The 26958-nt window shown below is 68.0% G+C and carries 29 protein-coding genes; 12 read left to right on the forward strand and 17 right to left on the reverse strand.

What is annotated here, in order from left to right; genetic code table 11:
- Window positions 1-7 precede the first annotated feature (7 nt).
- Genes ACNJ7E_RS30050 through ACNJ7E_RS30070 form a run of 5 tightly spaced genes read right to left on the reverse strand, consistent with a single transcriptional unit; the run spans window position 8 to window position 7230 of the window.
- Window positions 8-1168, reverse strand: coding sequence for a VWA domain-containing protein (locus tag ACNJ7E_RS30050; protein WP_280779968.1), 1161 nt, complete (start codon window positions 1166-1168; stop codon window positions 8-10).
- On the reverse strand, window positions 1165-3333 hold the full coding sequence (locus ACNJ7E_RS30055; protein WP_418341654.1) for a DUF5682 family protein: 2169 nt from the start codon (window positions 3331-3333) through the stop codon (window positions 1165-1167). Before ACNJ7E_RS30055 ends, ACNJ7E_RS30050 begins: the two co-directional genes overlap by 4 nt.
- Window positions 3330-4433: an ATP-binding protein gene (locus ACNJ7E_RS30060; protein WP_280779970.1), complete on the reverse strand. Its 1104-nt coding sequence runs from the start codon at window positions 4431-4433 to the stop codon at window positions 3330-3332. The genes ACNJ7E_RS30055 and ACNJ7E_RS30060 overlap by 4 nt, the downstream gene beginning before the upstream one ends.
- Window positions 4430-5905, reverse strand: coding sequence for a DUF5691 domain-containing protein (locus tag ACNJ7E_RS30065; RefSeq protein WP_418341655.1), 1476 nt, complete (start codon window positions 5903-5905; stop codon window positions 4430-4432). Before ACNJ7E_RS30065 ends, ACNJ7E_RS30060 begins: the two co-directional genes overlap by 4 nt.
- Complete coding sequence (locus ACNJ7E_RS30070; RefSeq protein WP_418341656.1) at window positions 5902-7230, reverse strand: SWIM zinc finger family protein; 1329 nt, start codon at window positions 7228-7230, stop codon at window positions 5902-5904. Before ACNJ7E_RS30070 ends, ACNJ7E_RS30065 begins: the two co-directional genes overlap by 4 nt.
- Window positions 7231-7358: 128 nt before the next feature.
- Between ACNJ7E_RS30070 and ACNJ7E_RS30075 the strand changes: the two genes are divergently transcribed.
- Entirely contained in the window at window positions 7359-7874 is a 516-nt protein-coding gene (locus ACNJ7E_RS30075) for an SRPBCC family protein (protein WP_280779973.1), read from the forward strand.
- Here the strand turns inward: ACNJ7E_RS30075 and ACNJ7E_RS30080 are convergent.
- Complete coding sequence (locus ACNJ7E_RS30080; RefSeq protein ID WP_418341657.1) at window positions 7820-8248, reverse strand: antibiotic biosynthesis monooxygenase; 429 nt, start codon at window positions 8246-8248, stop codon at window positions 7820-7822. The two genes, ACNJ7E_RS30075 and ACNJ7E_RS30080, sit on opposite strands and share 55 nt — an antisense overlap.
- Before the next feature lie 67 nt (window positions 8249-8315).
- Window positions 8316-8819, reverse strand: coding sequence for a GNAT family N-acetyltransferase (locus ACNJ7E_RS30085; protein WP_418341658.1), 504 nt, complete (start codon window positions 8817-8819; stop codon window positions 8316-8318).
- A gap of 190 nt (window positions 8820-9009) precedes the next feature.
- Between ACNJ7E_RS30085 and ACNJ7E_RS30090 the strand changes: the two genes are divergently transcribed.
- From ACNJ7E_RS30090 to ACNJ7E_RS30100, 3 genes are read left to right on the forward strand one after another with little or no spacing between them, the layout of a single operon-like run.
- The gene (locus tag ACNJ7E_RS30090; RefSeq protein WP_105418891.1) at window positions 9010-9534 is read left to right on the forward strand and encodes a MarR family winged helix-turn-helix transcriptional regulator; all 525 of its coding nucleotides are present in this window, start codon (window positions 9010-9012) and stop codon (window positions 9532-9534) included.
- Window positions 9527-11326: an AMP-dependent synthetase/ligase gene (locus ACNJ7E_RS30095; RefSeq protein ID WP_418341659.1), complete on the forward strand. Its 1800-nt coding sequence runs from the start codon at window positions 9527-9529 to the stop codon at window positions 11324-11326. The genes ACNJ7E_RS30090 and ACNJ7E_RS30095 overlap by 8 nt, the downstream gene beginning before the upstream one ends.
- Window positions 11327-11343: 17 nt before the next feature.
- A complete protein-coding gene (locus ACNJ7E_RS30100) occupies window positions 11344-12195 on the forward strand; it encodes a patatin-like phospholipase family protein (RefSeq protein ID WP_418341660.1) in 852 nt (283 codons plus the stop codon).
- Between the two features lie 3 nt (window positions 12196-12198).
- Here the strand turns inward: ACNJ7E_RS30100 and ACNJ7E_RS30105 are convergent, their stop codons facing one another.
- Window positions 12199-13419, reverse strand: coding sequence for a lipase family protein (locus ACNJ7E_RS30105; RefSeq protein ID WP_489686847.1), 1221 nt, complete (start codon window positions 13417-13419; stop codon window positions 12199-12201).
- A 146-nt stretch (window positions 13420-13565) separates the two neighbouring features.
- Between ACNJ7E_RS30105 and ACNJ7E_RS30110 the strand changes: the two genes are divergently transcribed.
- Complete coding sequence (locus ACNJ7E_RS30110; RefSeq protein WP_061044573.1) at window positions 13566-14060, forward strand: GNAT family N-acetyltransferase; 495 nt, start codon at window positions 13566-13568, stop codon at window positions 14058-14060.
- A 4-nt stretch (window positions 14061-14064) separates the two neighbouring features.
- Here ACNJ7E_RS30110 and ACNJ7E_RS30115 read toward each other — a convergent pair whose 3' ends face one another.
- The 3 genes from ACNJ7E_RS30115 to ACNJ7E_RS30125 are packed head-to-tail and all read right to left on the reverse strand — an operon-like array spanning window position 14065 to window position 16290.
- A complete protein-coding gene (locus ACNJ7E_RS30115) occupies window positions 14065-14826 on the reverse strand; it encodes an amino acid ABC transporter ATP-binding protein (RefSeq protein WP_418341662.1) in 762 nt (253 codons plus the stop codon).
- Window positions 14823-15491: an amino acid ABC transporter permease gene (locus ACNJ7E_RS30120; RefSeq protein WP_009474599.1), complete on the reverse strand. Its 669-nt coding sequence runs from the start codon at window positions 15489-15491 to the stop codon at window positions 14823-14825. The genes ACNJ7E_RS30115 and ACNJ7E_RS30120 overlap by 4 nt, the downstream gene beginning before the upstream one ends.
- 10 nt (window positions 15492-15501) lie before the next feature.
- Window positions 15502-16290: an amino acid ABC transporter substrate-binding protein gene (locus ACNJ7E_RS30125; protein WP_280779979.1), complete on the reverse strand. Its 789-nt coding sequence runs from the start codon at window positions 16288-16290 to the stop codon at window positions 15502-15504.
- A gap of 98 nt (window positions 16291-16388) precedes the next feature.
- On the opposite strand from ACNJ7E_RS30125, the gene ACNJ7E_RS30130 reads away from it, so the two are divergent.
- On the forward strand, window positions 16389-17852 hold the full coding sequence (locus ACNJ7E_RS30130; protein WP_418341663.1) for a SulP family inorganic anion transporter: 1464 nt from the start codon (window positions 16389-16391) through the stop codon (window positions 17850-17852).
- On the opposite strand, the gene ACNJ7E_RS30135 is transcribed toward ACNJ7E_RS30130, so the two are convergent.
- Complete coding sequence (locus tag ACNJ7E_RS30135) at window positions 17849-18619, reverse strand: deoxyribonuclease IV (RefSeq protein ID WP_283331106.1); 771 nt, start codon at window positions 18617-18619, stop codon at window positions 17849-17851. The two genes, ACNJ7E_RS30130 and ACNJ7E_RS30135, sit on opposite strands and share 4 nt — an antisense overlap.
- Window positions 18620-18817: 198 nt before the next feature.
- Here ACNJ7E_RS30135 and ACNJ7E_RS30140 point away from each other — a divergent pair, with 198 nt between their 5' ends.
- Window positions 18818-19066: a helix-turn-helix transcriptional regulator gene (locus ACNJ7E_RS30140; RefSeq protein ID WP_009474594.1), complete on the forward strand. Its 249-nt coding sequence runs from the start codon at window positions 18818-18820 to the stop codon at window positions 19064-19066.
- Window positions 19066-20301 (forward strand): type II toxin-antitoxin system HipA family toxin, encoded by a 1236-nt coding sequence (locus tag ACNJ7E_RS30145; RefSeq protein WP_280779982.1) that lies wholly within the window; start codon window positions 19066-19068, stop codon window positions 20299-20301. The genes ACNJ7E_RS30140 and ACNJ7E_RS30145 overlap by 1 nt, the downstream gene beginning before the upstream one ends.
- A 6-nt stretch (window positions 20302-20307) precedes the next feature.
- Here the strand turns inward: ACNJ7E_RS30145 and ACNJ7E_RS30150 are convergent, their stop codons facing one another.
- Window positions 20308-20952, reverse strand: a complete 645-nt coding sequence (locus ACNJ7E_RS30150; RefSeq protein ID WP_418341664.1) for a hypothetical protein — start codon at window positions 20950-20952, stop codon at window positions 20308-20310.
- 96 nt (window positions 20953-21048) lie between these two features.
- Between ACNJ7E_RS30150 and ACNJ7E_RS30155 the strand changes: the two genes are divergently transcribed.
- The 3 genes from ACNJ7E_RS30155 (at window position 21049) to ACNJ7E_RS30165 (ending at window position 23536) form a co-directional block, all read left to right on the forward strand.
- Complete coding sequence (locus ACNJ7E_RS30155) at window positions 21049-22224, forward strand: hypothetical protein (RefSeq protein ID WP_280779984.1); 1176 nt, start codon at window positions 21049-21051, stop codon at window positions 22222-22224.
- Window positions 22221-22646, forward strand: coding sequence for a PPOX class F420-dependent oxidoreductase (locus ACNJ7E_RS30160; RefSeq protein ID WP_280779985.1), 426 nt, complete (start codon window positions 22221-22223; stop codon window positions 22644-22646). The genes ACNJ7E_RS30155 and ACNJ7E_RS30160 overlap by 4 nt, the downstream gene beginning before the upstream one ends.
- Before the next feature lie 92 nt (window positions 22647-22738).
- Window positions 22739-23536, forward strand: coding sequence for a hypothetical protein (locus tag ACNJ7E_RS30165; RefSeq protein WP_418341665.1), 798 nt, complete (start codon window positions 22739-22741; stop codon window positions 23534-23536).
- Window positions 23537-23578: 42 nt separating this feature from the next.
- Here ACNJ7E_RS30165 and ACNJ7E_RS30170 read toward each other — a convergent pair whose 3' ends face one another.
- The 3 genes from ACNJ7E_RS30170 to ACNJ7E_RS30180 form a co-directional block, all read right to left on the reverse strand.
- Window positions 23579-23875 (reverse strand): hypothetical protein, encoded by a 297-nt coding sequence (locus tag ACNJ7E_RS30170; protein ID WP_280779987.1) that lies wholly within the window; start codon window positions 23873-23875, stop codon window positions 23579-23581.
- Window positions 23876-24186: 311 nt separating this feature from the next.
- On the reverse strand, window positions 24187-24411 hold the full coding sequence (locus ACNJ7E_RS30175) for a hypothetical protein (RefSeq protein ID WP_280779988.1): 225 nt from the start codon (window positions 24409-24411) through the stop codon (window positions 24187-24189).
- Window positions 24412-24504: 93 nt separating this feature from the next.
- Complete coding sequence (locus tag ACNJ7E_RS30180; RefSeq protein WP_418341666.1) at window positions 24505-25794, reverse strand: HNH endonuclease; 1290 nt, start codon at window positions 25792-25794, stop codon at window positions 24505-24507.
- Between the two features lie 119 nt (window positions 25795-25913).
- Between ACNJ7E_RS30180 and ACNJ7E_RS30185 the strand changes: the two genes are divergently transcribed.
- Window positions 25914-26525, forward strand: a complete 612-nt coding sequence (locus ACNJ7E_RS30185) for a maleylpyruvate isomerase family mycothiol-dependent enzyme (RefSeq protein WP_418341667.1) — start codon at window positions 25914-25916, stop codon at window positions 26523-26525.
- A gap of 7 nt (window positions 26526-26532) precedes the next feature.
- Here the strand turns inward: ACNJ7E_RS30185 and ACNJ7E_RS30190 are convergent, their stop codons facing one another.
- On the reverse strand, window positions 26533-26943 hold the full coding sequence (locus ACNJ7E_RS30190) for a hypothetical protein (protein WP_418341668.1): 411 nt from the start codon (window positions 26941-26943) through the stop codon (window positions 26533-26535).
- Window positions 26944-26958: the final 15 nt, after the last annotated feature.

A 26958-nucleotide genomic window follows, 5' to 3' on the forward strand; every position in this document is an offset into this window, starting at 1 on the left:
CCCGCGGTCACTCCGTCTGAAGACCGTCCGCCCACCTGCCGATGTCGCCGCGTTCGAGTGCGAGCGCCAGCAGTTCCGGGAACTTGTCCGGGGTGCAGGCGAATGCGGGAATGCCGAGCACCCCGAGGGCCGCGGCGTTGTCGTGATCGAACGACGGGGCGCCGTCGTCGGACAGTGCCAGCAGAACAACCACCTGGACGCCCGCGTTCGTCATCGCCGCCATCCGCCGCAGCATCTCCGCGCGGATCCCGCCCTCGTACAGGTCCGAGATCAGCACGAACAGCGATTCGGTCGGTCTGTCGATCAGTGACTGGCTGTAGGCGATGGCCCGGTTGATGTCGGTGCCGCCGCCGAGTTGCGTGCCGAACAGCACGTCGACGGGATCGGACAGCTTGTCGGTGAGGTCGACGACCGCCGTGTCGAACACGACCAGCGACGTCTTCAGCGCGCGCATCGAGGCGAGGACCGCGCCGAACACGGACGCGTACACGACGCTCGACGCCATCGACCCGGACTGGTCGATGGCGAGGACGACGTCGCGGTGCACGGCCTGCGATCGGCGGCCGTATCCCAGCAGCCGCTCCGGCACCACCGTCTTGTACTCGGGGAGGTAGTGCGCGAGGTTGGCGCGGATCGTGCGATTCCAGTCGATGTCGCGGTACTTGGGGTTGGTGATGCGGGCCGACCGGTTCAGGGCACCGGTAACGGCGGTCCTGGTCTTCTGCGCGATCCGTTCCTCCACCTCCCGGACCACCTTCTCGACGACCATCCGGGCGGTGGCCTTGCTGGTCTCGGGCATCACCCGGTTCAGGCTCAGCAGCGTGCCGACGAGGTGGACGTCCGGTTCGACGGCGTCGAGCAGTTCGGGTTCGAGGAGCAGCTGGGTGAGGCCGAGCCGGTCTATGGCGTCCTTCTGCATCACCTGCACGACGCTGCTCGGGAAGTAGGTGCGGATGTCGCCGAGCCAGCGCGCGACCTTCGGCGCCGATCCGCCGAGACCCGCGCCGCGACGGCGGCTCTTCGACCCTTCGCTGCTGGTGTCGTACAGGGCGGCCAGAGCGCCGTCCATCGCCGCGTCCGCCTTGGACGCGAGACCGCCGGTGGATTCCTCGGCGGCGTTGCCCAGCAGCAGCCGCCACCGGCGTAGCCGCTCCGCGTCTTCGGTCACGACGTCACCCCCAGAATGTCCGCGACGGTCCGGATCGCGATCGTGCCCCGGCGAGCGTCGACCTCGGCGCGGGCATCGGCGGTGGACCCGCCCTCCACGGACTGCCCGATCGCCCGGCGTTCCCCGGTTTCGAACCCGCCGAACGTGCGCCGCAGCAGTGGCAGTACGTCGACGAAGTCCTGCTCGCGCAGCCCCGACACCCATCCGTCGAGCAGTTGCAGCAGTTGCCGGTCGTGGACCAGCAGCAGCCCACCGCCGCCGAGGAAGCCGTCGACCCACCCCGCCTTGGCGGAGGGATCGGCGCCGACGGACAGCGCCCGCGACAGTCGGGTGGCGGACTCGGTTTCGCTGACGGTGCCTGCGTCGCGGAGCAATCGGACCATGCGTCCGATCACGAGGCCGTTCACGTCCCTGCGGTCGACGAGGCCTGCGAGTGTGCCGAGCCACCGCGCCGACGCACGATCGTCGTCGCGCAGCATCACCGCCGCGTGGACGTCGTCGACGGCGCGGCGCAGGTCGAGTGCGCTGTCGTCGTCCAGACCCGATATCGCGGTGGGCAGTCCGGCGCAGATGCGGACGAGCAGGCTGTCGGTGACGCGGGTGAGGGACGAGACGTCGGTGCCACGGACGTCCCCGTATCGCAAGGTGCGGGTGAGCGCGGGCAGGGCATCCATCAGGTGCATCACGTCGTGGTCGAGCGTGGCCGCCGTCTCCAGCGCCCGCAGCAGTTCGGCCAGCGCATCGCCGAGATCCGACAGGAGGGCCTGCTCGAGCAGCCCGGTGAGCTGGGCGAGCGAGACGTCGCCGGCCGACGCCTCCTCACGCACCTTCGCTGTCGCCGCGGCCTCGACGGTGGTGCCCCACAGCGACGCCTCGATGATCGACACCGCCAGTTCGGGTTTCCAGGTGAGGGACCACGTCTCACGGAATGTGCCGGTGCCGCGGATGTCACTGTCGGCCGGCGTGCCCCAGTCGACACCGAGGATCTGCAGGCGGTGCAGGAGCCGGGACCGCGCGACGTCGTTGTCTCGGCGCAGGTCGAGGTCGATGGTCTTCTCGGTGGCCTGCTGCTTGAGGCGCAGCGTCTTCGCCCGCGCCCGCAGGTCGGCGTCGAGGGGAACCGTCGGGGTGTTTTCCGGGACGGCGCCGAGTGCCTCGCCGACGACGAGTCGCCGTGTGATGAGGTCGAGCAGGACGTTGTCGCCGTCGCACATCACGGCGCGGGTGGCCTCGGTGACCTCGGAGAGCCCGGCGAGCGGCCGCGCTCGCATCGCCGCCAGCGTGTCTGCGAGACGGACGGATTCGATGACGTGCGCACTCGACACCGGAAGGTCCTCGTCCCGCAGCACCCGCGCGACCTTCGTGAGCCAGCGGGTGATCGTCCGGTCCGGTGCGGTGAACAGGTGGTGATACCAGCCGGGGGAGGTGATCCCGGCGCCGTACCCCGATGCCGCGGACAGCCGCGAATGCGTCCACGGCACCCACGTGAGCGAGGTCTTGATCTTGGGGATTCCCTTGAGGATTCGCGCGTCCGCGGTGGCCGGTCCGAGAGGACCGGCGAGGGCCGGGGCGTGCCAGGCGCCGCACACCACCGCGATCCGCTGGGCGCCGCCCTTGATCACCTTCCGCAGCGTCTGCCGCATGTACGCCTCGCGCCTGCTGGTGGGCTCGTCGAGTTCGACGGTGTCCCGCAGGGCGGTCATGGCCTCGGTGATCGCGTCGAACGAGTCGGGACCCGACCCCGATTCGATGACGGCGTCCCACCAGCGTTCGGTGTCGTCGTAGCCCGCCGCGGCGGCCAACTGGGTCAGCGGATCCTCGGTACGGGGCTCGGAGTCGTCTGCGGCGAGGGTGTTGGCGGCGGGAAGGTCGCAGAAGCGGACGTCGACGCCGCGTCCGGCCGCCCACGACAGCGCCTGCCACTCCGGGGAGAACACGGCGAACGGCCAGAATGCCGCCGTCCGGGGCTCCCCGGTGGCATACGCGAGCAGGGCCACCGGAGGTTCCATGGTGTCGGAGGCGGTCAACGCGACCAGTGGATCGGCGTCCGCGGGCCCTTCGATCAGGACGGCGTCGGGGACGAATTCGTCGAGCGCCCGCCGCACCGATCGTGCCGAACCGGGCCCGTGGTGGCGGATGCCGAAAACACGGACGTCGGAGTTCACCCGGTGACCTCGCGGCACGCCCGGTAGAAGTCGCCCCAGTCCTCCCGTTCGCGGACCACGGCCTCGAGGTATTCGATCCACACCACTTTGTCGGCCACCGGGTCCTTCAGCACGGACCCGAGAATGCCGGCGGCGACGTCGGACGGGCGGAGCACCCCGTCGCCGAAGTGCGCGGCGAGGGCGAGTCCGTTGGTGACGACGGAGATCGCCTCCGCCGTGGACAGCGTTCCGGACGGCGACTTCAGCTTGGTGCGGCCGTCGCCGGTGACGCCCGACCGGAGTTCGCGGAACACGGTGACCACGCGCCGGATCTCGTCGACGGTCGCCGGGATCTCCGGCAGTTCCAGCGAGGACCCGAGTTGCTCGACGCGCCGCGCGACGATGGCGACTTCGTCCTCCTCGTCGGCGGGAAGCGGCAGGACCACCGTGTTGAACCGTCTGCGCAGCGCGGAGGACAGTTCGTTGACCCCGCGGTCGCGGTCGTTCGCGGTGGCGATCAGGTTGAAACCCTTGGCGGCCTGCACCTCGGTGCCCAGTTCGGGGATGGGCAGCGTCTTCTCCGACAGCACGGTGATGAGCGCGTCCTGCACATCGGCGGGAATGCGGGTGAGTTCCTCGACCCGTGCGATCCGCCCGCCCTGCATGGCCGTCATGACGGGGGACGGAACGAGTGCACCCGCTGTCGGACCCTCGGCGAGCAGCCGCGCGTAGTTCCAGCCGTACCGGATGGCCTCCTCCGGCGTCCCCGACGTTCCCTGGACGAGCAGGGTCGACTCGCCGGAGACCGCCGCCGACAGGTGTTCGGACACCCACGTCTTGGCGGTGCCGGGGACGCCGAGCAGAAGCAGCGCGCGGTCGGTCGCGAGCGTCGCGACGGCCACTTCGATGAGCCGGCGGGGACCCACGTACTTGGGGGTGATGACGGTGCCGTCGTCGAGTTCGCCGCCGAGCAGGTACGTCACGACCGCCCACGGAGACAATTTCCACGACGGTGGCCGGGGCCGGGTGTCGTGCGCGGCGAGGGCGGCGAGTTCGTCGGCGTAGGCCTGCTCGGCGTGGGGTCGTAGCAGGTCGGCCTGGGCGGCCGCGATCTCGGTCACTCGAGCTCCTTCAGGACTGTTCTGCGGTGGTCGATGTTGGTGGCGACGGTGGCGAATGCCTGGTGCCAGCCGGGATCACGGGTGCGTTCGGCTGCTGCGCGGAGGAGCGGCGCCGCAGCGAACGGGAAATGCGTCTCGGCGCTGCGGAGGGTCGAGTAGTGGCTGTGCCGGGAGAACTGCCCGAGGTCCTTGCCGGTCGCGGCGTGCCGCCCGGCGACGTCCTCGAGGCGAGCGATCACCCGCTCGGCCAGGTCGAGCGGCCAGGGGTGGGGCAGGCCGTCGAACAGGGCGGCGCCGTCGACGCCCAGCAGGTAGGAGTCGGCGCGACCCGACAGAATGTATGCGAGGCGTTCGCGGGCGGGGACGATCGGCACGACGCGACGTTCGGTTGTCCGCCCTTCGCGGTGCAGCAGAGCCGACGCCCAGCGCGGATTGCGCTGCAGCACGGTCGCGGTGGTCCACGCCTCCATCATCACCTCCCGCCACTGGTCTTCGATCCGGATCTCCAACGCGGTGGAGGCGGAGCCGATCATGCCTTCCCACACCGACAAGGGGGCGGCGGTGACCACCATCCGCAACCACCAGCTGCGGATTCCCTTGTTCTTGAAATGGACGTCCTCGATGCCGTCGCGACGGGCCGAATCATCCAGGGAGCCGGGCATGTTCACCACGAGACGGGTGCGCAGCGGCTTCTTCTCCACGCGCACCCATGCCCGGGCGCGAGCGGCCATCCGCTCGGCGTATGCGGAGTTCGGCAGCTGGCGCAGCAACTGGACCGCCTGCTGGCGCACTTCTTTCCGCCGGTCGTCGAGTGCGTGCTCGAGCAATGCGGAGTCGGCATCACTCAGCCCCGTTCCCAGAACGGCGATGAACGCCGCCCGGTGCTCGCCCCGTTCGGAATCCCAGGTGCGGCTCAGTTCGGTCATCGCGATCGCCGGGTTCACCGCCCGCATCGCCGTGAGCCATTGCAGTCGTTCCTGGTGTGCGCCGTGCGTCCACACGTCGGTGCGATCGGATCGGCGGACCAGCGTCGACCAGTCCGGGTTCTGCGCGGCGAGCCACTGGCCGCGGGGGCCCACCAGTCGGAGGATGCTCTCGCGGTGGGCGTCGTTGGTGCGAGCCACGGCCATCAGGTCGGCGACGAGATGATCCGGCGCGCGGTAATTCCGCTCGGCCACGACCGCGAACCACTCGGTGAGCGTCCACGACTTGGCTGCGAGCAACTGCATCAGGTGCGACGCGGACGCGGACGGCAACTGCAGCCGCGGATCGTCCTCGGCGGGGGCGGGCAGCACGCGCGCGGAGGCGGCGACCCCGCCGTCGCGGTATGCGTTCTCGAGCGCGGCGGCGCCCAGCAGGGTCTCCGCCGGATCACCGCTGACCGCTTGCGTCAGTTCGCCGGTGGCCAGATCCTCGAACGAGGGGGTGGACCGTGCCGTGCCGAGCAGGGCGGCGGACAGGAGTTCGCTCATCGCCGGCTCCCCGCCGCCGCGGGCGAGGGCGTGCCGGGCCCGAGCGGGAACACGTCGCCGCGATCGAACACCGACACGGGAACCAGCGATTCGCTGGTCCACTCCCCGAACACGGTGACGGGACGGCCGCCGGACATTCCGAGGAGCCGCCACAGGACCGGGTCTTCGCCGGACAGCGGCAGCGCGCGCCCCTGCGCGTCGACGAGGAACCAGTGCCCGTCGTCGAATGCCGGGGTGACGCCGGTGAGCAGCGCCGGCCACGAGCGGACCCACGGGTCGGCGCCGACCGCGGCGGCGAAGTGGTCGAGAGCGGTGTCGATGTCGCTCGGTGCGACCGTGGTGAACGGTTCGGGGGTCTCGTGGGCGTCGCCGAACTGGGCGCGCAGCGGCGCGGCGCCGGGGTAGAAGTGCACGGTGGCGTCGACGAGCGATCCGAGCGGCGGGACCACTGTCGAGAAGTTCGCGGAGCCGTACGCGAAGTCCAGGAGGATCGCGCGCCGACCGTGGTCGCGGCCGATCAACCACACCTTGCGGGTGAAGAGGCGCTTCTCCTCGGTTGTCTGCATTCCCAGGACCATCCACCGGTCACGGACTCCCGGCTCGCTGCGCACGCTGTCGGTGGCCACCGGGTACCCGACGTGTGAGCGCACCGACGCCTGCAGTGGTTCCGGTAGTTCGCTCAGACGGCGATGGGCGACGACGAGGAGGTGCAGCCTGGCGTACTCGCGGAGCAGCCGGTCCGGCCAGTCGGCGCGGGTGGCCACGACGATCGGCAGGCGACGCAGGGCGGACGCGACGCCGGGCGCCTGCGCGTCGACCATGCGGGCGGCGATGGCGTCGAACGCGGATGCCGAGATGTCGGCTGCGCCGAGCCCGCCGCGGATCTGGTCGGTGAGCCACAGGTCGAGTTCGTCGAGGCCCGCCGTCACCCGCTCGGTCCGGCGTTCGGTGGCCTTCGCACCGGCCGTCGTGGTGGCGGCAGCCGCCGGCGCGGCTGCCCGCCCCGCTCTGCGGCTCAGCCAGTCCGCCGCGAACGGCGGCGGTTCGGACCGCTCCGGGACCCGGCCGTGCGACCAGATCAGCAACAATCCGAGCGTGTGTTTGCAGGGAAATTTCCGGCTCGGGCACGAGCAGTTGTACGCCGGCCCGGAGAGATCGACGACCGATCGATAGGGGCTCTTGCCGCTGCCCTGGCACAGACCCCAGAGCGCGCCACCGTTGCTGCCCGTCTCCGACCACGCGGCCGACAGCTTTGCGGCGGCAGCGAGCGAGCCGGCATCGGGGGCGACCGATGCGACCTGTCCCTCCGACCAAGGCGACGTCACTCCGCCACCGTAGGGGAGTTGTCCGACAGGAAGGGAGGAGGGTGCTCGGAATTGTCGGCCAACTTCGGTGTGGACGTCGGTCTCCCGTGTCAAGCTGTCGTCAGGTACGACAGCGAGGGAGTGGGCCGGTGATCCACGGAAGGTATTTCGAGTTCAAGGGTCGTCCCGCCGTGCGGTTCCGGTGCACGTACCCGTTCCCCGTCCAGAGGCTGTGGGAGGCCGTGTCGGAGCCGGACGAGCTCGCGCACTGGTTTCCGTCACGGGTCCGCCTCGACACCTACGCCGGCGGCGACATCGAGTTCCTCCCGGAACCGCACAGCGACCCCGAGACGGGGACGGTCCTCGTCTACGGCGCCCCGTGCACGCTCGCGTTCACGTGGGGCGGGGACGAGATCCACTTCGAGGTCGAGCCGACCGCGGACGGGTGCGCCCTGACGCTCGTCAACGTTCTCGAGGTCCGCAACACGGCAGCCAGGAACGCCGCCGGGTGGAGTGTCTGCCTCGCCGACCTCGACCGGCACCTCGACGGCTCCGACGCGCCCGGTCACCGTGGAGATGCGTCCGCGGACTGGCGCCCGTTTTATCAGACCTATTTGGGGGAGGGGATGCCGTCGGGTGCGCAGATCCCCGGGGAGTCCGCCTGACCGTGGCCGGCGACGGTCCGGCGTCGAGGGCGTTCGAACAGGCTCTCCACGTCGGATGCCGGCTCGTCCGGCTCCTCGACCGCGATGTTCCCGCCGGTCCTCAGCCATCCGTTCCGCAGCGACGATGTCAACCAGTTGTCCAGCGCGGCTTGGGTTTCGAACTTCAGCACGATCACGCAGACATCGGAGGTGCTGCTCTCCTTCAGCCATCCTCCGCCGAGGAATCCGGGAAACAGCCGGGCCAGCCCGAGTCCGGTCTGGATCCAGTCGGCGAACTCCTCGGCGCAGCCGGGAAGGACCCGGCGGACGATGGTCGTCGTGACGGACGCATCCACCGGCCCGGCTGTTCCGGCGCCCTCGGCCGCGTGCTCCATCGTTTCCTACCTCGGTTCCGCTCACCCCCGTGACACGTGCCACCTCAAACTACCAGCGGTTACGACGTCACAGGTCGTAGAAGGGCGCGGCGTACCTGAACGTGCCGGTGATGCTCGGATTCCAGCGTGCGAGCCGGCGGACCTGGAAGTGGGACGACCACGAGGGCTGGTCCGGCTCGATCCCGACCGACGTTCCGGAGACGAAGCCGAACCGCGGGTAGTAGTCGAGGTGACCGAGCAGTGCCACCAGGGGTTCGTCCCTGGCGTCGGCGCCGCCGAGTGCGGCGTGCATCAGTGCCGAACCCACGCCGTCGCGCTGGAGGTCGGGGAGCACGCCGATCGGGCCGAGCGCGAGTACGTCCGTGGAGTCGACGGTCGCGCGGGTCAGGCACACGTGGCCGGCGACGGACCCGGCCAGTTCGGCGACGAGGGACAGCTGCGGAATCCACGCGTCGCCCGACCTCAATCGGGTCACGAGGCCGACCTCGAGGGGAGTGTCGCCGTCGAAGGCCTGCCGGTGCACCTCCGCCACCGCGTCGATGTCGCCCGGATTCTCGCGTCTGATCAGCATGCGGACAGAGTGTATCGACGGGCCCGCGGCCGCAACGGATTTCTGACGGCGCCCGTTGTCCGGCCGGTAGCGGTGGACGGAAAGCGTTCTCCAATTGTGACCGTGTGACGATTCGGGCCGAATGAATTTCCGAACGATCGATAGCAGTATGGGCAGAACGTGAGTCGAGCGAAGGACAAAGGGAATCGGGGTGCGGGTGGTCGAGGCCAGAGTGGTCGGATACAGTTGCGGTGTGCAACACAACGAGGTCGAGCCGGAGGAAACGCCCGCGTCGGGCGTGGTGGCCGTCCATGACGAACTCGTCCGCCTCGTCCGTCAACTGGTTGCCGATGACCGTCCTCCCGTCGGATCCCCGACGTTCGCTCAACATTCGCTGCTCTCCTTCGTCGCCCGCAATCCGGGATGCCGGGCCACCCAGATCTCGGACGCATTCGGCGTGCACCGCTCCACGGTGTCGCGTCAACTCCGGGGCTGCATCGACGAGGGGTGGGTGCACGCCGAGCCGGGACCGCTCCGCAGCGGTCATCCGTTGAGCCTCACCGACGGCGGCGTCGCGGTGCTGGCCGGCGCCGACGCACGCCGCGTGGAGGAAGTCCGCGACCGGGTGGCCACGTGGTCGGACAGTGAAATCGCCGCGTTCGCCCGGCACCTCCGGAAATTCCGCCAGGGCGGCGACACAGACCACGACAGCATCGGAGACGACACCCGTGCGTGAGTACACCAGCGCCCCGACGTTCACCGTCTCCGACCACGAGAACGCCGTGCTGAGGGTGTTCGCGCACGCCGAGAGCCATCCGGATCGGGTGATGTACACACGTCCCGAGTCCGGCGGGTGGGTCGACGTGACGGCCAAGGACTTCGGCGCGCTCGTCATCGGGGTCGCGAAGGGTTTGATCGCCAACGGTGTCCAGCCCGGCGACCGTGTGGCACTGCTGTCGTCGACGAGATTCGAATGGTCGCTGCTCGACTACGCGATCTGGGCGGCCGGCGCCGCGTCCGTCCCGATCTACGACTCGTCCTCGCACGACCAGATCCGGTGGATCATCGAGGATTCAGGGGCGGTCGCCGCGCTCGTGGAGACTCCGGCCCACGCGTCGAGTGTCGAGGGTGACGGCATCCCCTACACGCTGAAGCGCATCCTCACCATCGACGAGGACGCGGTGGGCACGCTCATCAAGGACGGGTTGTCGATCGACGATTCCGAGGTGTTCAAACGGGTGGTAGCGCTGACCGCCAACGATCTCGCCTCGCTCGTGTACACGTCCGGGACCACGGGCCGTCCCAAGGGCTGCACCCTCACCCACCGGAACTTCCTGTCGGAGGTGCGGGCGTTGCTCGCGGCACCGATCGGTGACGTCGCCCGGCCCGGCAACCGCGTCCTGACGTTCCTTCCGCTGGCGCACGTGCTGGCGCGCGCGGTGTCGCTGGCGATGTTCGAGGCCGGCGCGACGCAGGCACACTGGTCCGACTTCGGCACGGTCACGGGCGAATTCGAACGTTTCCGGCCCAACACCATTCTCGGTGTACCCCGCGTGTTCGAGAAGGTGCGGGACGGTGCGGCGCGCAAGGCGGCGTCGGCGGGCGGCCTGCAGAAACGGATCTTCGACTTCGCCGAGACCACGGCGGTGGCGTACAGCGAGGCCCAGGACACGGGCGGTCCGTCGCTGCGACTCCGGCTCGAGCGTGCGCTCGCCGACAAACTCGTCTACGCGAAACTCCGTGCCGCCCTGGGCGGCGACTGCTGGTGGGCGATCTCCGGTGGCGGGGCCCTCATCCCGAGGCTCGGTCACTTCTTCCGCGGCATGGGAGTTCCGGTCTACGAGGGCTACGGTCTCACCGAATCGACTGCCGCGCACTGCGTGAACGTCCCCGGCGCCCAGAAGATCGGGACGGTCGGTCAGCCCCTGGACGGCAACAGCGTGCGCATCGCCGCAGACGGTGAGATCGAACTGCGCGGCGGCGTCGTGTTCGGCGGCTACTGGCGAAACGAACACGCCACCCGGGACGTGCTGGACGACGGCTGGTTCCGCACCGGCGATCTCGGCGACCTGGACGACGAGGGCTACCTCACCATCACCGGCCGCAAGAAGGATCTGCTGATCACCGCCGGCGGCAAGAATGTGTCGCCGGGGCCCCTCGAAGACCGGCTGCGCTCGCACACCCTCGTCTCGCAGGCGGTCGTGGTGGGCGACGGCCGCCCGTTCATCGGTGCCCTGCTGACCGTCGATCCGCAGGAATTCGACAAGTGGAAGTCCGCGCACGGCAAGCCGTCCGACGCCACGGTGGCGGACCTGCGCGACGACGAGGAGCTGCGCGGGGACCTGCAGGGCGCGGTGGACGACGCGAACACCACCGTCTCGCACACGGAGTCGATCAAACGGTTCGTCGTCCTCGGCCGCGACCTCACGGAGGCCGACGGAGAGCTGACCGCCACCCTGAAGATCAAGCGTCCCGTGGTGACCGAGCGCTTCGCCGACGACATCGCGAGCCTGTACCGGCGGGGCTGACCCGTTACGGTGGCGGCATGACAACAGCTTTCGTTCTGTCGGGTGGGGCGAGCCTCGGTGCCATCGAGGTCGGCATGTTGCAGACCCTGATCGGCAGGGGAATTCGGCCGGACCTCATCGTCGGCACGTCCGTCGGCGCGCTCAACGGTGCCTGGCTCGCCGGCGGCTCCTCCGACGCAGATCTGCGTGCACTCGCCGACCTGTGGCGTGGTCTCACCCGCAGTGCGGTGTTCCCCACCGGATTGCTCACCGGATTCACCGGTTTCGTCGGCCTCCGGAACCATCTGGTGTCCAACCGCGCCATCCGGAGGCTGCTGGAGCAGAATCTCCGGTTCGAACGGATGGAGGACGCACCGATCCCGCTGCACGTCATCGCCGCCGACGTGCTGACCGGCAAGGACGTCCGGCTGTCCACAGGGCCGGCCGTCGACGCCGTCACCGCCAGCGCGTCGCTGCCCGGCATCCTCCCACCCGTGGTGATCGACGGCCGGGCGCTGATGGACGGCGGGGTCGTCAACAACACGCCCATCTCCCATGCAATCGAATTGGGGGCCACGACCGTGTGGGTACTCCCGACCGGATATGCGTGCACCCTCTCGAAGGTCCCCGGAAGTGCCCTGGGCATGGGGTTGCTCGGTGTGACCCTCGCGATCAATCAGCGGCTCGCCCTCGACATCGAACGGTACGAGAGTGCCGCCGACATCCGGGTGGTGCCCCCGCTGTGCCCACTGGACACGAGTCCCGCCGACTTCGGCGACGCCGACGAGCTGATCACGCGGGCACGGGAGCAGACCGCGAAGTGGCTCGACGAGGCGCGGGTCGTCCAGATCGGTCAGGCCGATCTGCTGTTGCCGCACGTGCACGGATAACCGTCAGCGGCATCCCGCGGCCGCAGGCACCCCGGCCAGTCGCTCGTCGATCCAGCGCACCACCTCGGGCAGCGCGAACACGGCCGCGGTGAGGTGCTCGCCGAACTGCGGGGCGTAGGTGACGTCGCCGCCGCCGCGGCACCACTCCTGCTGCAGCGCGATCACCCCCTCCTCCGGAATCCATTCGTCGCCGAGGAACACCCGCGACGACCCGTGATACAGCAGCACCGGCGTGGCCGGGGTGAGCGCGCCCATCCTGTTCTCGGCGACCACCGTTCGGGCCGTGGGATTGCCGAACGGGTCGGGTACGGCCGCGAACAGTTCGGCGGGAAGCAACGCGATCCCGGCGGGTGCGAGGGCCAGGATGCACTGGTCCTTCAGTGGGGACGTAGCCAGCAGCACACCGAGCGGATTCGCCAGTGTCAGCATTTCCGGATACTCGCGGGCGAGCCCGAGGACGGCGGACAGGTACAGACCCGAACCGAGCTGGCCGTTCATCGTCCTGCGCAGCAAACCGAAATCGGCGGGGATGCCGCCCGCGGCGGCGCCGGCGAGTTCGACGTCCGGCGCGTACGACGGTTGCAGTTGCGCCGCCCAGCCGGTGGCGATCGCACCACCGCTGTAACCCGTCGCGACGACCGGACTGTCCGAGAGCCCGAGGCCGGGCAGACGCTTCATGCCGCGGATGCTGTCGAGCACGGCATGACCGGCCATTCGTCCGGCGCTGTACGCCATCCGCGGTCCCTCGTGGTCGGGCACGAGCACCGCGTAGTTCTTCGCGAGGAACAGCGACAGCACCGGTGGGATGTCCAGGTCCAGGGTCTGCCAGTCGTGCACCATCTTGTAGGACGGGGTGCACCGGGCGCCCAGGGAGTCGATGGGCATGTTGTAGGCGACCACCGGTCTCGGTTCCGGCGCCGTCCACGCCGCGGTCGGCACCAGGACCGTCGCGGTCACCGGCACGGGACGGTCCTTGGAATCGTTGGAACGCACCATGATCTGGTGAGCCCGGTGCGGCACCAGTGTGTTCGGGAATGCCCGGAGCGTCACTTCCCGCGAGCGGATGATCTCACCGGCGTCGAACTCCGCGACGTTCGGCGGCCACGCGAAGAAGTCGTCGTCCAGAATGGGGGACGGGAGAATGGATTCGGTGCCCAGGGGCTGGGGGGACACACGTGGGGGATGGGCGCAGACGAACGCGGCCGCGCAGGTGGAGAGTGTCATCAGGACCACTGCACGAAACAGCTTCATCGCTACCACCGCCTGAGGTAACTGTCCCAGAATGTAACTGTAACTCCAGTCACATCATCGCAGATCGACACGGGTGCAGCGGTGGTTTGTTTTCGTCGCGGGGTGGTTACTGTGTGTGCATGGCGGTCACCGTGGAGCGGGCAGTACTCGAGCAGGCTGAAGACATCGTTCAGATGCACTGGGACGCTGAGGATTGGATCCTGGCCAGGGAACTCGACGCACCCGCCCGGGGTGAGGTGTCGCTCGCCGACGTTCGTGAACAGATCGAGTTCGGGGAATGGCGTGTCGCGCTGTTCGCGGGCATCGTGGTGGGCGCGCTGCGGGTGCTGCGGTCCGACCCCGACGTGTGGACCGAGGACGACATACCGGCCGCCTACGTGGCCCGCGTCATGACAGACCGCCGGCACGCCAGCGCGGGACTCGGCGCCCAGTTGCTCCGGTGGGTCGACGAGCACGCCCGCTCCGAGGATGCGTCCGTCGTCCGGCTCGAGTGCGTCGAAACCAACGCCCGGCTACGCGACTACTACGAGGAGCAGGGATTCTTCCTGGTGGGTCGCAGGGACTTCGACGTGGAATGGCCGAGCGTCGTGCTCATGGAGAAATCCCTGCGCTGACCGTTCACAGCGGGTCGAGGATACGGTGCAGGAACTGGCGCAGTCTCGGCCCGGTCGGGTTGGCGAGTACGTCTCTCGGTGTGCCGCGTTCGAGTACGACACCGTTGTCGACGAACAACACCTGATCGGCCACCTGCTGCGCGAACCGGATCTCATGGGTGACGATCACCATCGTCCAGCCCTCGGTCGCGAGATCCCGGATCACCCGCAACACCTCGCCGACCAGTTCGGGGTCGAGTGCGGACGTGGGCTCGTCGAACAACATCAGTTTCGGTTTCAGCGCGAGCGCCCGGGCGATACCGACCCTCTGCTGCTGACCACCCGACAGCTGATACGGGTACTGGTCCGCCTTCTCCGCCAGGCCGACCTGGGTGAGCAACCGCATCGCGTCCGCGCGTGCCTCGTCCTTGGGGCGTTTCTGCACCACGATCGGCCCCTCGGTGACGTTCTGGACCACCGTCTTGTGCGGAAACAGGTTGTGGGCCTGGAACACCATGCCACTCTGCCCGCGGAACGTGGCCAGCGTCGACCGGTCCACCTTGGCGCCGAAGTCCACGGACACCTCGCCGATGGAGATGGTCCCGCGGTCCGCCACGTCCAGGGCGTTGAGGGTGCGCAACACCGTCGTCTTGCCGGACCCCGACGGCCCGATGATGACGGTCACCGTTCCGGCCCCCACGTCGAAGCTGATGTCGCGCAGGACGTGATGGTCGCCGAACGACTTCTCGACGCCGGATACCTGAAGCAGGGGAGGGGTGTCGGTCATTTGGCCACATACCTGTCGAGTCGGGCTTCGAGCCGGCCCTGGACGGCCGACAGGAAGATGCAGATCACCCAGTAGTACAGGGCGGCGACGCTGTAGAGGGCGAAGAAGTCGAACGTCGGTGCGGCGGCGAGCTGGGCCACGCGCAGCAGTTCGGTCACCAGGATCGTCGATGCCAGCGAGGTGTCCTTCACCAGCGAGATCAGTGTGTTGGACAGCGGCGGCACCGCGACCCGTGCGGCCTGCGGCAGCACGATCCGCTGCAGTGTGGTGGTGTACCCCATCCCGATGGTTTGCGCTGCTTCCCACTGGCCCTTGGGGATCGACAGGATCGCCGACCGGATCACCTCGGCGGCGTACCCGCCGACGTTGAGGCTGAACGCGATCACGGCCGCCGGGAAGGGGTCGAGAACCACGCCGAACTGGGGCAGCGCGTAGAACACGATGAACAGCTGCACCAGGAGAGGCGTGCCGCGGATGATGGACACGTAGAAGCGGGCGATAACCGACAGCGGTCTGATCGACGAGATCCGGGCGAGCGCCACCAGCAACGCGATCACGAGCCCGATGGTGAAGCTGATGATCGTCAGCGGAATCGTCATGGTGACCGTGGCCTTCAGCATCGGCCACAGGTTGTCCAGGATCAGCTGGACTGTTGCGTCGTCCACAGGCAGGCTCTCAGTTGGTCGGTGCCGAGACGTCGGTGCCGAAGTACTTCTGCGAGATCTCGGCGAGCGTTCCGTCGGCGCGTAGTTCGTCCAGGGCCTTGTCGATGTCGGGCATCAGACCGCTGTCCTTGCGGGCCGCGAACGCCTGCTCGCTCGTGTCACCGGTTTCGGCAGCCACTTTCACACCGGTGTCGTTCGTCTGCTTCTGGTATTCGGCGACGGCCAGATTGTCGTTGACGGTGGCGTCGACGCGGCCGTCCTTGAGCAGGGTGATGGCCTGCACGAAGCCCTCGACGGATTCGACGTTCGCGCCCGCGTCCCTGGCGACCTGCGCCCAGTTGCTCGTCGCGGACTGCGCCGTCGTCTTGCCGTTCAGGTCGGCGAGCGAGGTGATCGAGTTGTCGTCGGCGCGGGTGACGATCACACCCTCGGAGTAGGTGTACGGCGTCGACAGGTCGTACTTCTGGGTGCGTTCGTCGTTGACGGTCACCTGGTTGGCGACGAGGTCGTAGCGTTTCGCTTCGAGGCCCGCGAAGATCGAGTCCCACGGTGTCTGCGTGAACTCGACGGAGACGCCGAGTTTGTCACCGACCGCGCGGATGACATCCACGTCGTACCCGGTGAGCTGACCGTCGGGGCCCTGGTAGCTGAACGGTGTGTACGTGCCCTCGGTGCCGACTTTCAGTACCCCGGCCTCGCGAACCTGGTCGATGACCGGCCCCGAGTCGGAGTTCCCACACCCCGCCATCGACAGCGCGGTCAGGACGGTGATCAGGACGGCCGGAAGTGTGCGTCGCACGGGGTTCCTCCTCTGTCGGCGGATCAGCTAACCGTACTGGTCGAACGCTACCCGGATAGGATCTTCCGAGTCCCCTCAGGAAGAAGGATTGTCTCGCCGTGCCCTCTCTCGCTCTCCGACGGCCGGTGTGGCTGCATCCGACGGTGTTTCGTATCGAGTCGTTGTCCGCGCTCGTCGTGGCGATGGCCCTCATCCCGGAGGCGTTGTCGTTCTCCATCATCGTGGGGGTCGATCCGCGGGTGGGCTTGTTCACCGCCGCGATCATGGCGATGACCATCGCGTTCACCGGTGGCCGTCCCGCGATGATCTCCGCGGCCACCGGTTCGGTGTCGCTGGTGCTGGCCCCGCTCATGGCGTCACACGGTTTGCAGTACCTCATTGCGGCCGTCTTCCTCGGCGGTGCGATGCAGATCCTCCTCGCCGTCCTCGGGGTGGCGCGGCTCATGCGGTTCCTGCCTCGCAGCGTGATGGTGGGGTTCTGCAACGCGCTGGGAATCCTCATCTTCGTGCACCAGTTCCCGTATCTGACGGATGTGCCGTGGGCGGTGTACGCGCTGCTCGCCGCCGGGCTGGCGCTGCTCGTGTGGATCCCGAAGCTGACCACGGCGGTGCCCGCCCCGCTGCTGGTGATCGTCGGTCTCACCGCGTTCACCGTCCTCGCCGGTGTCGCGGTGCCCACCGTCGGAGACCAGGGTGAACTGCCCGACGGACTGCCGACCCTGATCGGGCTGCCGGACGTTCCTCTCACGGCCGACACCCTGCAGATCATCGCGCCGTTCGCGCTGGCGATGGCCGTCGTCGGACTGCTCGAATCGTTGATGAGCGCCAAACTCGTGGACTCCGTCACCGATACGCACTCGGACAAGACGCGGGAGTCGTGGGGCCAGGGCGTCGCGAACATCGTGACCGGGCTCTTCGGCGGCATGGGCGGGTGCGCACTGATCGGGCAGACCATCATCAACGTCAAGACCGGTGGCGCGCGAACCCGGTTGTCGACGTTTCTGTCCGGTGCATTTCTGCTGATTCTCGTGGTCGGGCTCGGCGACGTGGTGGGGACCATTCCGATGGCGGCGCTCGTCGCCGTGATGGTGCTGGTGGCCGCCACGACCTTCGACTGGCACAGCGTCCGCACGCTCCGGCGGATGCCGCTGAGCGAGACGATGGTGATGCTCAGCACCGTGGCGGGCACCCTCGCCACCGACAACCTCGCGATCGGTGTGGGTGTCGGCGTGCTGGTGGCGATGGTTCTTTTCGCGCGCCGGGTGGCCCACATGGTGGACGTGCGCGGCGAACTCGACGGCGACGTGAAGACGTACCGGGTGAGCGGTCAACTCTTCTTCGCCTCGTCCAACGACCTCGTGTTCTCGTTCGACTACGCCGACGACCCCGGCCGCGTCGTGATCGACCTGTCGGGCGCCACCATCTGGGACGCGTCCACCGTGGCCGCGCTCGACGGCATCACCACCAAGTACGCGAGCCGCGGCACCGACGTCACCGTGGAGGGCCTGAAGCCGGTCAGCGAGGAGCGGTACCGCAGGCTGACCGGCCGGCTGGGCGACTAACCCGCAGTTTCCCGCAGGTACGCGAGGTCCTCGGCCAGCCCCTCCGACGGCGTCTCGAGGACGACCGGCGCATCGACGGTGCGCACGACCTCGGCGAGCAGTTCGGCGTCGATGGTTCCGTCGGCGAGGTTGGCGTGCCGGTCGCGGGCCGAGTTGAACTCGTCGCGGGAGTTGTTGAGGTGCACCAGGTCGATGCGTCCGGTGATGGCCTTGATGCGTTCGACGACACCGACCAGTTCCTCACCGCCCGCCCACGCGTGACAGGTGTCGAGGCAGAATCCGGCGCCGAAATCGCCGACCTCCTGCCACAGCCGGTCGATGGCGTCGAAGTGCCGTGCCATCGCGAAGTCGCCGCCCGCCGTGTTCTCGATCAGGATGGGGACCGGGAATCCGCCCTTGTCGGCCTGGCGTTCGAAGAGTTTGCGCCAGTTGACGATCCCTGCGTTCACGTCCTCGCCGTCGCGGACGTGCCCGCCGTGGACCACCAGCCCGAACGCGCCGATGTCGGCGGCGGCCTGCGCCTGCTGCGCGACGGCGTTGCGGGACGGCATGCGGAGTCGATTGTTGAGGCTGGCCACGTTGATCACGTACGACGAGTGCACGACGACGTCGATGGGACTGTTCCGGATCTCGTCGGTCCGAGGATGCGTCGGCGGTTTGTCCCACTTCTGCGGGTCCGTGAGGAACATCTGGATGACGTCGGCGCCGAGCCGTTCGCCGTATCCGATCGGATCTTCGTCCTGGCGGACGTGTGCTCCTATGCGCATGTATCCAGGGTAGGGGGTGGGTGTGACGAGGTGCCTTGTGCTTGTGATCGCATGCTTAAAGCCGGAGGAGATTCATTTTGCGTTCTTCTCGCATCTTAAGCTTGCGATGGCAGTCATAGGGATGGACTTCGAGACGGAATCGGCGCACACTGGCGTTAAGCATCCGTCGACAAGCATTGCACCGAGCAGGGAGGCTTCATGGCAACCCCACGCCGCCGCGAGCGAACCGAGACCGGCGGGGTCGCCGACGGGTTCGTGGCGCGGCGACACCAGCTCGGGCTGACGCAGGCGGAGCTGGCCGACCTGGCCGGAGTGTCGAGGTCCAGCGTGCAGTCGATCGAATCGGGTCGGGGGACCGTGCAACTGGATCTCGTCGACGCCGTCGCGGACGCCATGGGATGCCGCCTGGCGCTCGTCACCCGCTCGGGCGTGGAGGTGGCGTCCTGATGGTCGAGAACCTCAGCAGCATCGACCGGGCCGATGTCTACAAGGGCGAGCGCCTCGCGGGAAGTCTCGTGCGGGAGGGCGGCGACGTCGTCTTCCGCTACGACACCACGTACCTGCAGGACCCCGGCGCCCCGCAGATCGCGTGGACGATCCCCACGTCGTCGGCCGAGGTGCGCGCGAGTGGGGGCAGCGTCCCACCATTCTTCGCGGGTCTCCTCCCGGAAGGGATCCGGCTGCGGGGCGCGGTGGCGGCCACCAAGACGTCCGAAGACGATCACCTCACGATCCTGATGGCGGTCGGGGCCGACACGATCGGCGACGTGCGCGTGCTACCCGCGGGGGTGCCGCCGCCCGAGACCGCACCGGTGTTCGACCCCGACGCGGTCGAGCGCCAGGACCTGCGGGCGTTGTTCGAGCACATGTCGGGGCACGAGGCGGTGAAACTGGACCCCACCTCGCTACCCGGTGTGCAGGCGAAGGTGTCGGCGCAGATGTACTCGACGCCGATCGCCACCGAGAAGGGTCCCGCGATCCTCAAACTTTCACCACCGCAGGGGTATCCGCAGTTGGTCGAGAACGAGCACTTCTTCATGGGCCTCGCCGCGCAGTGCGGGTTGCCCGTCGCCGATCATCAGCTGGTGCGCGACGGGAAGGGCAATGCCGGTCTGCTCGTCGCCCGATTCGACCGGCGCGTCGATTCGTCCGGCCGCGTCATCCGCACACCCCAGGAGGATGCGTGCCAGGTGATGGGGATGTTCCCCGCCGCCAAGTACCGGCTGAAGACCGAGAACGTGATCACCGCACTCGCCGGCGTGTGTGAGCGCGGCGGCGGTTCGGCCCGGGTCGCCACCCTGGAACTGCTTCGGCTGGTGGCCTATTCGTACGCGATCGGCAACGGCGACCTGCACGGAAAGAACTTCTCGGTGCAGCTCGCCGAATCGGGGTTGTGGAGCGTCACACCGGCCTACGACCTGCTGTGCACCCAGCCGTACCTCGGATGGCGCGACCCGATGGCTCTCGACTTCTACGGCAAGGCGAACAAGCTGAACCGCAGGCACTTCGTCGAATCCGGTGGCCGGCTCGGTGTCCCCGAACGCGCGGTCACCAGAATGCTCGACGGCATCCGCAAGGGCATCGGGCGCGGCATCGCGGAGATCGAGACGATCGGCTTCACCGCGAAAGAGAATGCCCAGCTGCGCACACTGATGGAACGGCGCTCGGACGAACTGGGCTGAGCCGGCTCACCACACTCGAAACGCGCTGTCCGAGAGCGTGAATCCGTGGCCCGCGTCGCTACGGCACGTGACCCCGGACGTCTCGTCGACGAGGCACGTCAGGTCGTTCACGTGTAACGCGGTGCCGTACGACAGTGCGGGGGCGGCAGATCGGTCGAGCGGGTAGTACCGGGGGTCGCCGGCGCTGGCGAACTGACCGGGGCGGCCACCGGCGACCTCGATCGCGTTGGGCGTCACCGGGCTGCCGGACGCGCCCGCGCCCGGAACCTTCGGCGCCGACGCCGGCATGGGCCCGTGACAGCCGGCGGTCGGGACGTCGCCGCCGGTGAGGATCGCGCAGTGGAACTTGGTGCTCGGTGTCGTGAAGTAGTAGCTCCCCGCCGCGGTGCCCGCAAACGTCTGCGGGTCTGCCTGGGCCGGGGTGTTCGTGGTGGTCGTCGTCGTGGTGGTGGTGGGGCGCGACGTCGTCGTGGTCGGGCTGGTGGTGGTGGTCGTCTTCGGTGCGGTGGTCTTCGGTGCGGTCGTCACGGTCGGAGTGGTCGCGGGCCCCGCGACGGCGCCGGTCTCGGGAGATCCGTCGACTGCGCGACCGCAACCGGCCACCACCAACGCCGTCGCGAACAGAAGCACCGCACGCACCGTGAAGGTCATGAGGGAGAGCCTAGAACCGCACCCCGCCCCGAGTGGTCGCGGCGCGTCGGACGAAATTCTGGGACAGTGGTGACCAGTGAACCGCCAGGAGGTCCGATGTCGGAAAGCACCCAGTACGAGGAGCGGCGTGCACGCATCTCCCTGCAGGTCCGCCAATGGTGTGAACGATCCGCGATCACAGGCACGCACGCCCCGTTGTCGGACGCCGCTGCCGTCCTGATCGCCGCCGGACACCTCGATTCGCCTACCCGGCAGGTACTCACCCACCGGCGTCGCGCGGGCCGCACCATCCCGTCGCTCGGCGGCTTCGGGGCCCTGCGTCTGTTGACGGACGAGTACCACCAGGTGGCGCGCCGCGCCGACAGCCTGCGCCCCGGACCGGCGCAACTACTGTTCAAATACCGTGCCACCGAACTGGCTCGCAAGCTGCAGTCGTCTCGGTCCACGGTCGTGATGTCGCCGGCGCACTACGGCAACGGTGTCCGGGCGATGCGCCGGGATCGGCGTGAGGGTGTCCATCTCGATCTCGAGCAGCGTGAGGCGCTGTTCCGGGCGCTGCAACGCACACCGGCGCCGATCGCCGGCACCGCGCTCGAACGTGCAGGCAACTACGCCCGCGGCACCGCGGCGGAACGCCTCGGCCAGGCCGCCGAAAACACCCCGATGGCCGCAGTCGGCCGCCGCGTCGCCGAGGCCATCGGCAAGGGCGTCGATCTCGACAACGACAGATTCGCCGACTCGTACGACACCCTGCTCTACCTGGCGGGGATGCTCTTCGACAGGATCGACGGTTCCGCAGTCTGGCATTCGGAGCACTTTGCGATCCAGCGGTACCAACTCGACCTCGCCGAAGAACTGACACAGATCGCCGTCGACACCGTGGCGCTGCGCGGAATCCGGACCGAACTCGACGAAGCGCTGCGTGCCACCCATTCCGACACGGCCCGTCGACAGATCGAGGCCCGGCAGAACGCACTGAAGCCGGTGTGGGATCAACTGGTCGACCGCGTCGCCGCACTCGCACGAATCGGCGACCTGCTGTCCCGAGCCGAGGTGCAACTGCGGTCCGTGCTGGCGGTCAACCGGGCGATGAGTCTCGACAGCCGCATCGACGAACTCATCTCACGCTCCGGCGACCGCGAGCTGTCGGCGGAGAACACCCATCACGTCGGCGATCAGTTCGGCGGGGTGGAGGAACTGATGCTCACCTACCAGTCGACGCTGTACGGAGACATCGCCGAACTCACGTCCTGGTCGGGTGGGAGCAAGTGACATTCATCGCGCTCGGAGACGAATCGTTCGTCTCTCTCACCACGTTCCGCCGGTCCGGGGTGCCCGTGTCGACGCCGGTCTGGATCGCGCGAGACGGCGACGCTCTCGTCGTCACCACTCCGGAGGACAGCGGAAAGGTGAAGCGGCTACGCAACAACCCGCGCGTCGAACTTCGCCCGTGTTCGCGGCGGGGAAAAGTGGACGCCGGGGTCGACCCGGTTGTCGCAGAGGCCGAGATCGTCACCGACGAGTCCACCAGCCGAAGGATGGCCGGCACCATCCGGGACGAGTACGGGCTGGAATACCGGATCGTGATGTTCGTCGAACGCATCCTCGCGCGTCGGCAGAAGCCGCGGGTGCTGTTACGGATCACCCCGGCGACCGAGGGTGCAAGACCAGCCTCACGATATAGCCCTTCGTAGCATGAGCCGATGAACCGTTTCGTCGCCTCGGTGATGTCCAGTTCGTCGAGTCTTGCGATCACGGCGGCTTTCGCCGAGGAAGAGGACGACTGATGGCCCAACATCTTCCGAAGCCGCGCACAAAGAAGCTGCCGCGGGAGGCGGTCGGTCTCGACGGTCTCGCGGTTTCTGTGTCCAATGCCGCGATCAGCGGCGTGGAGAAGTCGAAGCAGGTCAAGGGTGGTGGGCTGGCCGGATTGACCAGCAAGGTCTCGGTGAAGCAGTTGTGTGAGGAGCTCGGCAACGAAGGGTTGCGGCAGGCCGCGATCGATGCCGGCCGCACACCGCCGTCGGCTCCCACGTTGCGCCGGTGGGCCCAACTTGGCCGCATCCCACACGCGGACGTCCTCGAGTGTGCGCAACGCCGTGTGGCGATCGAGCGCCTCGGTGGTATCGATGCTGTTGCTGCCAAGATCGGCTGTTCCCGCTCGGCTATCTCGCGGTATCGCTCCGGGGAAATGAACGCGTTGCGTGCCGACGCCAGCAAGAAGCTCGAGAACGTCAAGGTCGAGGACATCATGAAGCGCGCGGGCGTATTGGGTCCGGACGGAATGCCGAAGAAGGCGGTCGTCCGCGTCAAGGGCGGAGTCGAGGTCCGCAACGGCGCCGGCGACGGATATGACTACCGGGTCCGCACCCTGGATTTCGCGAACTCGGACACACCGTTCAGCGGCGACGACTCCCGCAAACTGGCCGCCGCGCTGGCCGACGACGATCACGCCCGGGTCGTTGCAATTCTCGAGCGGCACGCCACCCTTGACTACCCCGCGAGCAAGGGTTTCGACACGTATAGCGACCAGTTCGGATTCCACTTCGACCACATCGAATCCGTCCACATCGACTGGATCTAACAATTCTTCCTCCACTTACCTCGTCGATGCCACCGTCGTCGGTCACTCCGATGCGGTCGCCTTCGCCGAAACGAACCGGTGGATCGTCGGTTCGGCGTCGACACACGGGGGCACGTCGCTCCATGCGCGGAGGAGGTCGTTGCAGAGGGTTGTCTTGAGGATGCGTAGGCGCTCGACGTCTGATGGTCGCGGGGCTATCGCTGCTTGGAGGAGAACTAGGAACCTGTTTCGTTGAACGCCGAATTTGATGAACAATTCCTCGGCGTCAGCGCCGCGGTAGGGAGCCCACTCGATGGCGAAGGCAACGAGCGCCCGGTCCGAGGGGCTGATGGAGTGCACGCTGGCGAGAAGATCGCAGGCACGCAGTGCATTCCGTAACCAGTCGAGCTCAGGCGATGAGGTTGCGGGAACGCCGGTCTGGACGCGCCGCCTTCGGGCTGCGGCGGCATGGTCGCCGATTCGGCTGCGCCTGGGGTGAGGTCGACAGGGGATGCTGGTTTGTGCAGCGGATGGGGCGGTGTTTTCGAGCATGGATGCCTCTAGCGTGTGAAGAACGGATCGGGTTCGTTCATAGTCGTGTCTTCGCACGCGTCTGGGAATCGGCCATCCGGCGGGGTGGGGTGCCTGTTTTTGTGGCCGGGTATTGCCGGTCACCGGGAGATTTCCACGCTCCCGAATCCGAGGTAGTGCACTCGCAGCCCACCCCGCCGCAGGGTGGCGGTGGCCTCCTGTATCCGGGTAGTCAGCCGGTGGAGCCTGGCGCGGTCCAATTCCGAGGTGTGAGGGTCGTCGCCTGCGAGCAGGAACGCGAACAACTCGTCCAGGGCCCGCCGGAATTCGCATACGTCCTGTCGGGCGGCGATGTGCTCGACCACGGTCCTCACTTGTGGCCGGTGTATCGATCCCGACTCTCTGCGCGTTGCACAACAGGCGAGACGGCCGGGTCTGACTCGGCTCCCGCCACCACCTCATGACACGCGCAGGTACGCCGGGGTCGGTAACGGAGGCGCCGTGGACCGGTAGTGATGTCCGGTCGGGGTGCCGAGATCGATCAGATGCCGGCCGCCGGGACGAGCGACCGGGCGGGCGGTCCATCCCTCGCCTTCCTTCGCATAGTTACATGCCTCGCACAGGCCGGACCCGTTGTCCGCCGTCGTGGCACCGGATTCTCGACGTGAGCGGATGTGGTCGTGATGCCGGATCGGCGCGTCACACCACGGGATTCGGCACGTCCGGTCCCGCAGGTCGATCAGCTGTCGCAGGCCCTTCGGAAATATGCGGGATTGCGATTCCATCGCGGTCAACGACCCCGACTGCGGGCAGGAATACACCCGCTGCAACGACGTCTCCGCGTCGGCATCGACAGAATCTGCCACCAACTGCCGGGCAATCCCCGCCGGCACCGGCCCGAACCCCTGCAACTGCGCCGCCTCGTGCCCACCGGCCAGCAAGGTCTCGTCCGAGAGCACCAGATTCACCGCCACCGGCACACCCGATGCTGCGGATGCTCCGCTGCCGCGCTCGAACAACAGGTCCACCATCAGCTGATTGCGAGTCCGGCCGCCGCTGTTCCCGGTGGCAATCAGACTGTCCGCATCCCGACCCAACGTGGCCTGCAGACACACCGCCTGCTCGACCGGCATCAGCACACTCAGATATGCCATCGAGTCCGGCGCCGGCCGTGTCGTGACCCGACGCTCGGACACCGCCTTACGATGCCGGGCTACAACGGCCGCGGCATCGAGTTCGACCGCCAACGCTTTCGCCCGCGCGATCAGACCCCGGTCGCCGACGCCGTCGAGAGTGGCCGGGTCCGAACACAACCGACGGTCCACGATGCCCCGATCCGTCGCCGACAGGCACGCCGTCTCCCGCACAAGCAGCGTGGCTCGCCATTCGTTCAGCCGGCCCGACCGCAACAGGGCCAGGGTGTGGGGCATCTCGTGCACCAACGCCTGAGCGAAACCCAGATGCCGACCACCACGGTTCGGGGACTCCCTGCGCGCCAACGCAATCTGCGAGGCAATGCCGCGGTCCCAGTCCGCCCGCGGCAACCCCCGAGCCCTGCGGTCCGCACGAATACTCGTGGCGACGCCGTCGGCGATCACCGCCTGCACCGCACACCCGACCGACTTCAACGTCTCGATCGCATCGAGCCACTCGATCCCCAACCCCGCATCACCGCCAGCGGAGACCGCTCGTAGCCGCGCCGTGAACGCACGCAACTCGGCCAGATCTGCTGCAATCAATTCCCCCACAACCAACCTCCCCCAAGGTTCGAATGTATGTTCGATCCTATCAATCATGCTCGACCAAGGCAATACCCGGCTACGGTGGTGTGGGACTCTCGTCGAGAAAGATGTGGGGGCTGGGTGCGATGACCGATGACGCTGATCTGCAACGTGCGGTCGCGAACGAGTTCTCGGCACTCGCCGATCTGCTCGACGGGATCTCCGAGGCGGAGTGGGACACGCCGTCGCTGTGCGAGGGGTGGCGAATTCGGGAAGTCGTCGCGCATCTGACCATGGCGGCGCGCTACTCGGGGGACGAGTTCATGGCGCGTCTGCGTGAGTGCGACTTCGACTTCACCCGACTGTCGAACGAGATCGCCGGGCGCGACGCCGCACTGGCAACAACCGAACTCGTCGCCAACGTGCGCTCGGACGCCATGCGCCACTGGGCGCCGCCGGGCGGCGGCTATCACGGCGCGCTGAATCACGTGGTGATTCACGGTCTCGACGCCACCGTGCCGCTGGGGGTGCCGCGCCGAGTACCCGAGGAGACGATTCGCGTCGTTCTCAACGATCTCACCGCGGGTGGTGGGCACTCGAATTTCGGTATCGACATCGAGGGGCGCGCACTGCGGGCCACGGATCTCGACTGGTCGTACGGGTCGGGCGCCGAATTACGGGGAGCGGGCGAGGATCTCGCGCTGATGATCTGCGGCCGCACGCTGCCGGCAGGACGGGTCGCGGGCGACCCGTTGTAAGTCGGGTTCAAATACCCGGAATGAAGCCCGGGTAGACGAAGTGCCCGGGACCTCCGCCGGGGAGGGTGGCGCCGAGGGATCCGGGGAAATCCATGGACAACTTGACGAGTTTGTGTGGTTGGCCGTTCTGGTCGGCTTGCCAGCAGTCGAGCAGCACGCCGTGGACTGCGGTGCAGACGATGCGGTTGGCGGTTCCGAACGGTGACGTGAGCCGGTTCGCGCTGATGAACGGATTCCAATAGTCGAGATCGGTGGGGGTGAGGAAGTTCTGGTTGTCGAACGGCGCGACCGGACTGGGCTCGGTGGGTATCGGCGGCCATTCGGCGGCCGCGGCCACACCGGCGCTCCCGAGAAGGGCGGCGGCAGCGACGGCCCCGGCAACGGTGATCTGTGTGAATCGGCGAGTAGCGGTAGTCATCTCCACCCGGCCACA

This window comes from Rhodococcus mengyinensis (genome assembly GCF_048381435.1).
Classification (GTDB): Bacteria; Actinomycetota; Actinomycetes; order Mycobacteriales; family Mycobacteriaceae; genus Rhodococcus_F; species Rhodococcus_F opacus_D.

Coding starts and splice junctions, on each gene's coding strand:
- ACNJ7E_RS30085 (WP_418341658.1), bottom strand. CDS start 8,819: ATGCTGATCAGACGCGAGAATCCGGGCGACATCGACGCGGTGGCGGAG.
- ACNJ7E_RS30105 (WP_489686847.1), bottom strand. CDS start 13,419: ATGACACTCTCCACCTGCGCGGCCGCGTTCGTCTGCGCCCATCCCCCA.
- ACNJ7E_RS30140 (WP_009474594.1), top strand. CDS start 18,818: ATGGCAACCCCACGCCGCCGCGAGCGAACCGAGACCGGCGGGGTCGCC.
- ACNJ7E_RS30100 (WP_418341660.1), top strand. CDS start 11,344: ATGACAACAGCTTTCGTTCTGTCGGGTGGGGCGAGCCTCGGTGCCATC.
- ACNJ7E_RS30110 (WP_061044573.1), top strand. CDS start 13,566: ATGGCGGTCACCGTGGAGCGGGCAGTACTCGAGCAGGCTGAAGACATC.
- ACNJ7E_RS30145 (WP_280779982.1), top strand. CDS start 19,066: ATGGTCGAGAACCTCAGCAGCATCGACCGGGCCGATGTCTACAAGGGC.
- ACNJ7E_RS30080 (WP_418341657.1), bottom strand. CDS start 8,248: ATGGAGCACGCGGCCGAGGGCGCCGGAACAGCCGGGCCGGTGGATGCG.
- ACNJ7E_RS30115 (WP_418341662.1), bottom strand. CDS start 14,826: ATGACCGACACCCCTCCCCTGCTTCAGGTATCCGGCGTCGAGAAGTCG.
- ACNJ7E_RS30185 (WP_418341667.1), top strand. CDS start 25,914: ATGACCGATGACGCTGATCTGCAACGTGCGGTCGCGAACGAGTTCTCG.
- ACNJ7E_RS30155 (WP_280779984.1), top strand. CDS start 21,049: ATGTCGGAAAGCACCCAGTACGAGGAGCGGCGTGCACGCATCTCCCTG.
- ACNJ7E_RS30190 (WP_418341668.1), bottom strand. CDS start 26,943: ATGACTACCGCTACTCGCCGATTCACACAGATCACCGTTGCCGGGGCC.
- ACNJ7E_RS30135 (WP_283331106.1), bottom strand. CDS start 18,619: ATGCGCATAGGAGCACACGTCCGCCAGGACGAAGATCCGATCGGATAC.
- ACNJ7E_RS30065 (WP_418341655.1), bottom strand. CDS start 5,905: ATGAGCGAACTCCTGTCCGCCGCCCTGCTCGGCACGGCACGGTCCACC.
- ACNJ7E_RS30150 (WP_418341664.1), bottom strand. CDS start 20,952: ATGACCTTCACGGTGCGTGCGGTGCTTCTGTTCGCGACGGCGTTGGTG.
- ACNJ7E_RS30165 (WP_418341665.1), top strand. CDS start 22,739: ATGGCCCAACATCTTCCGAAGCCGCGCACAAAGAAGCTGCCGCGGGAG.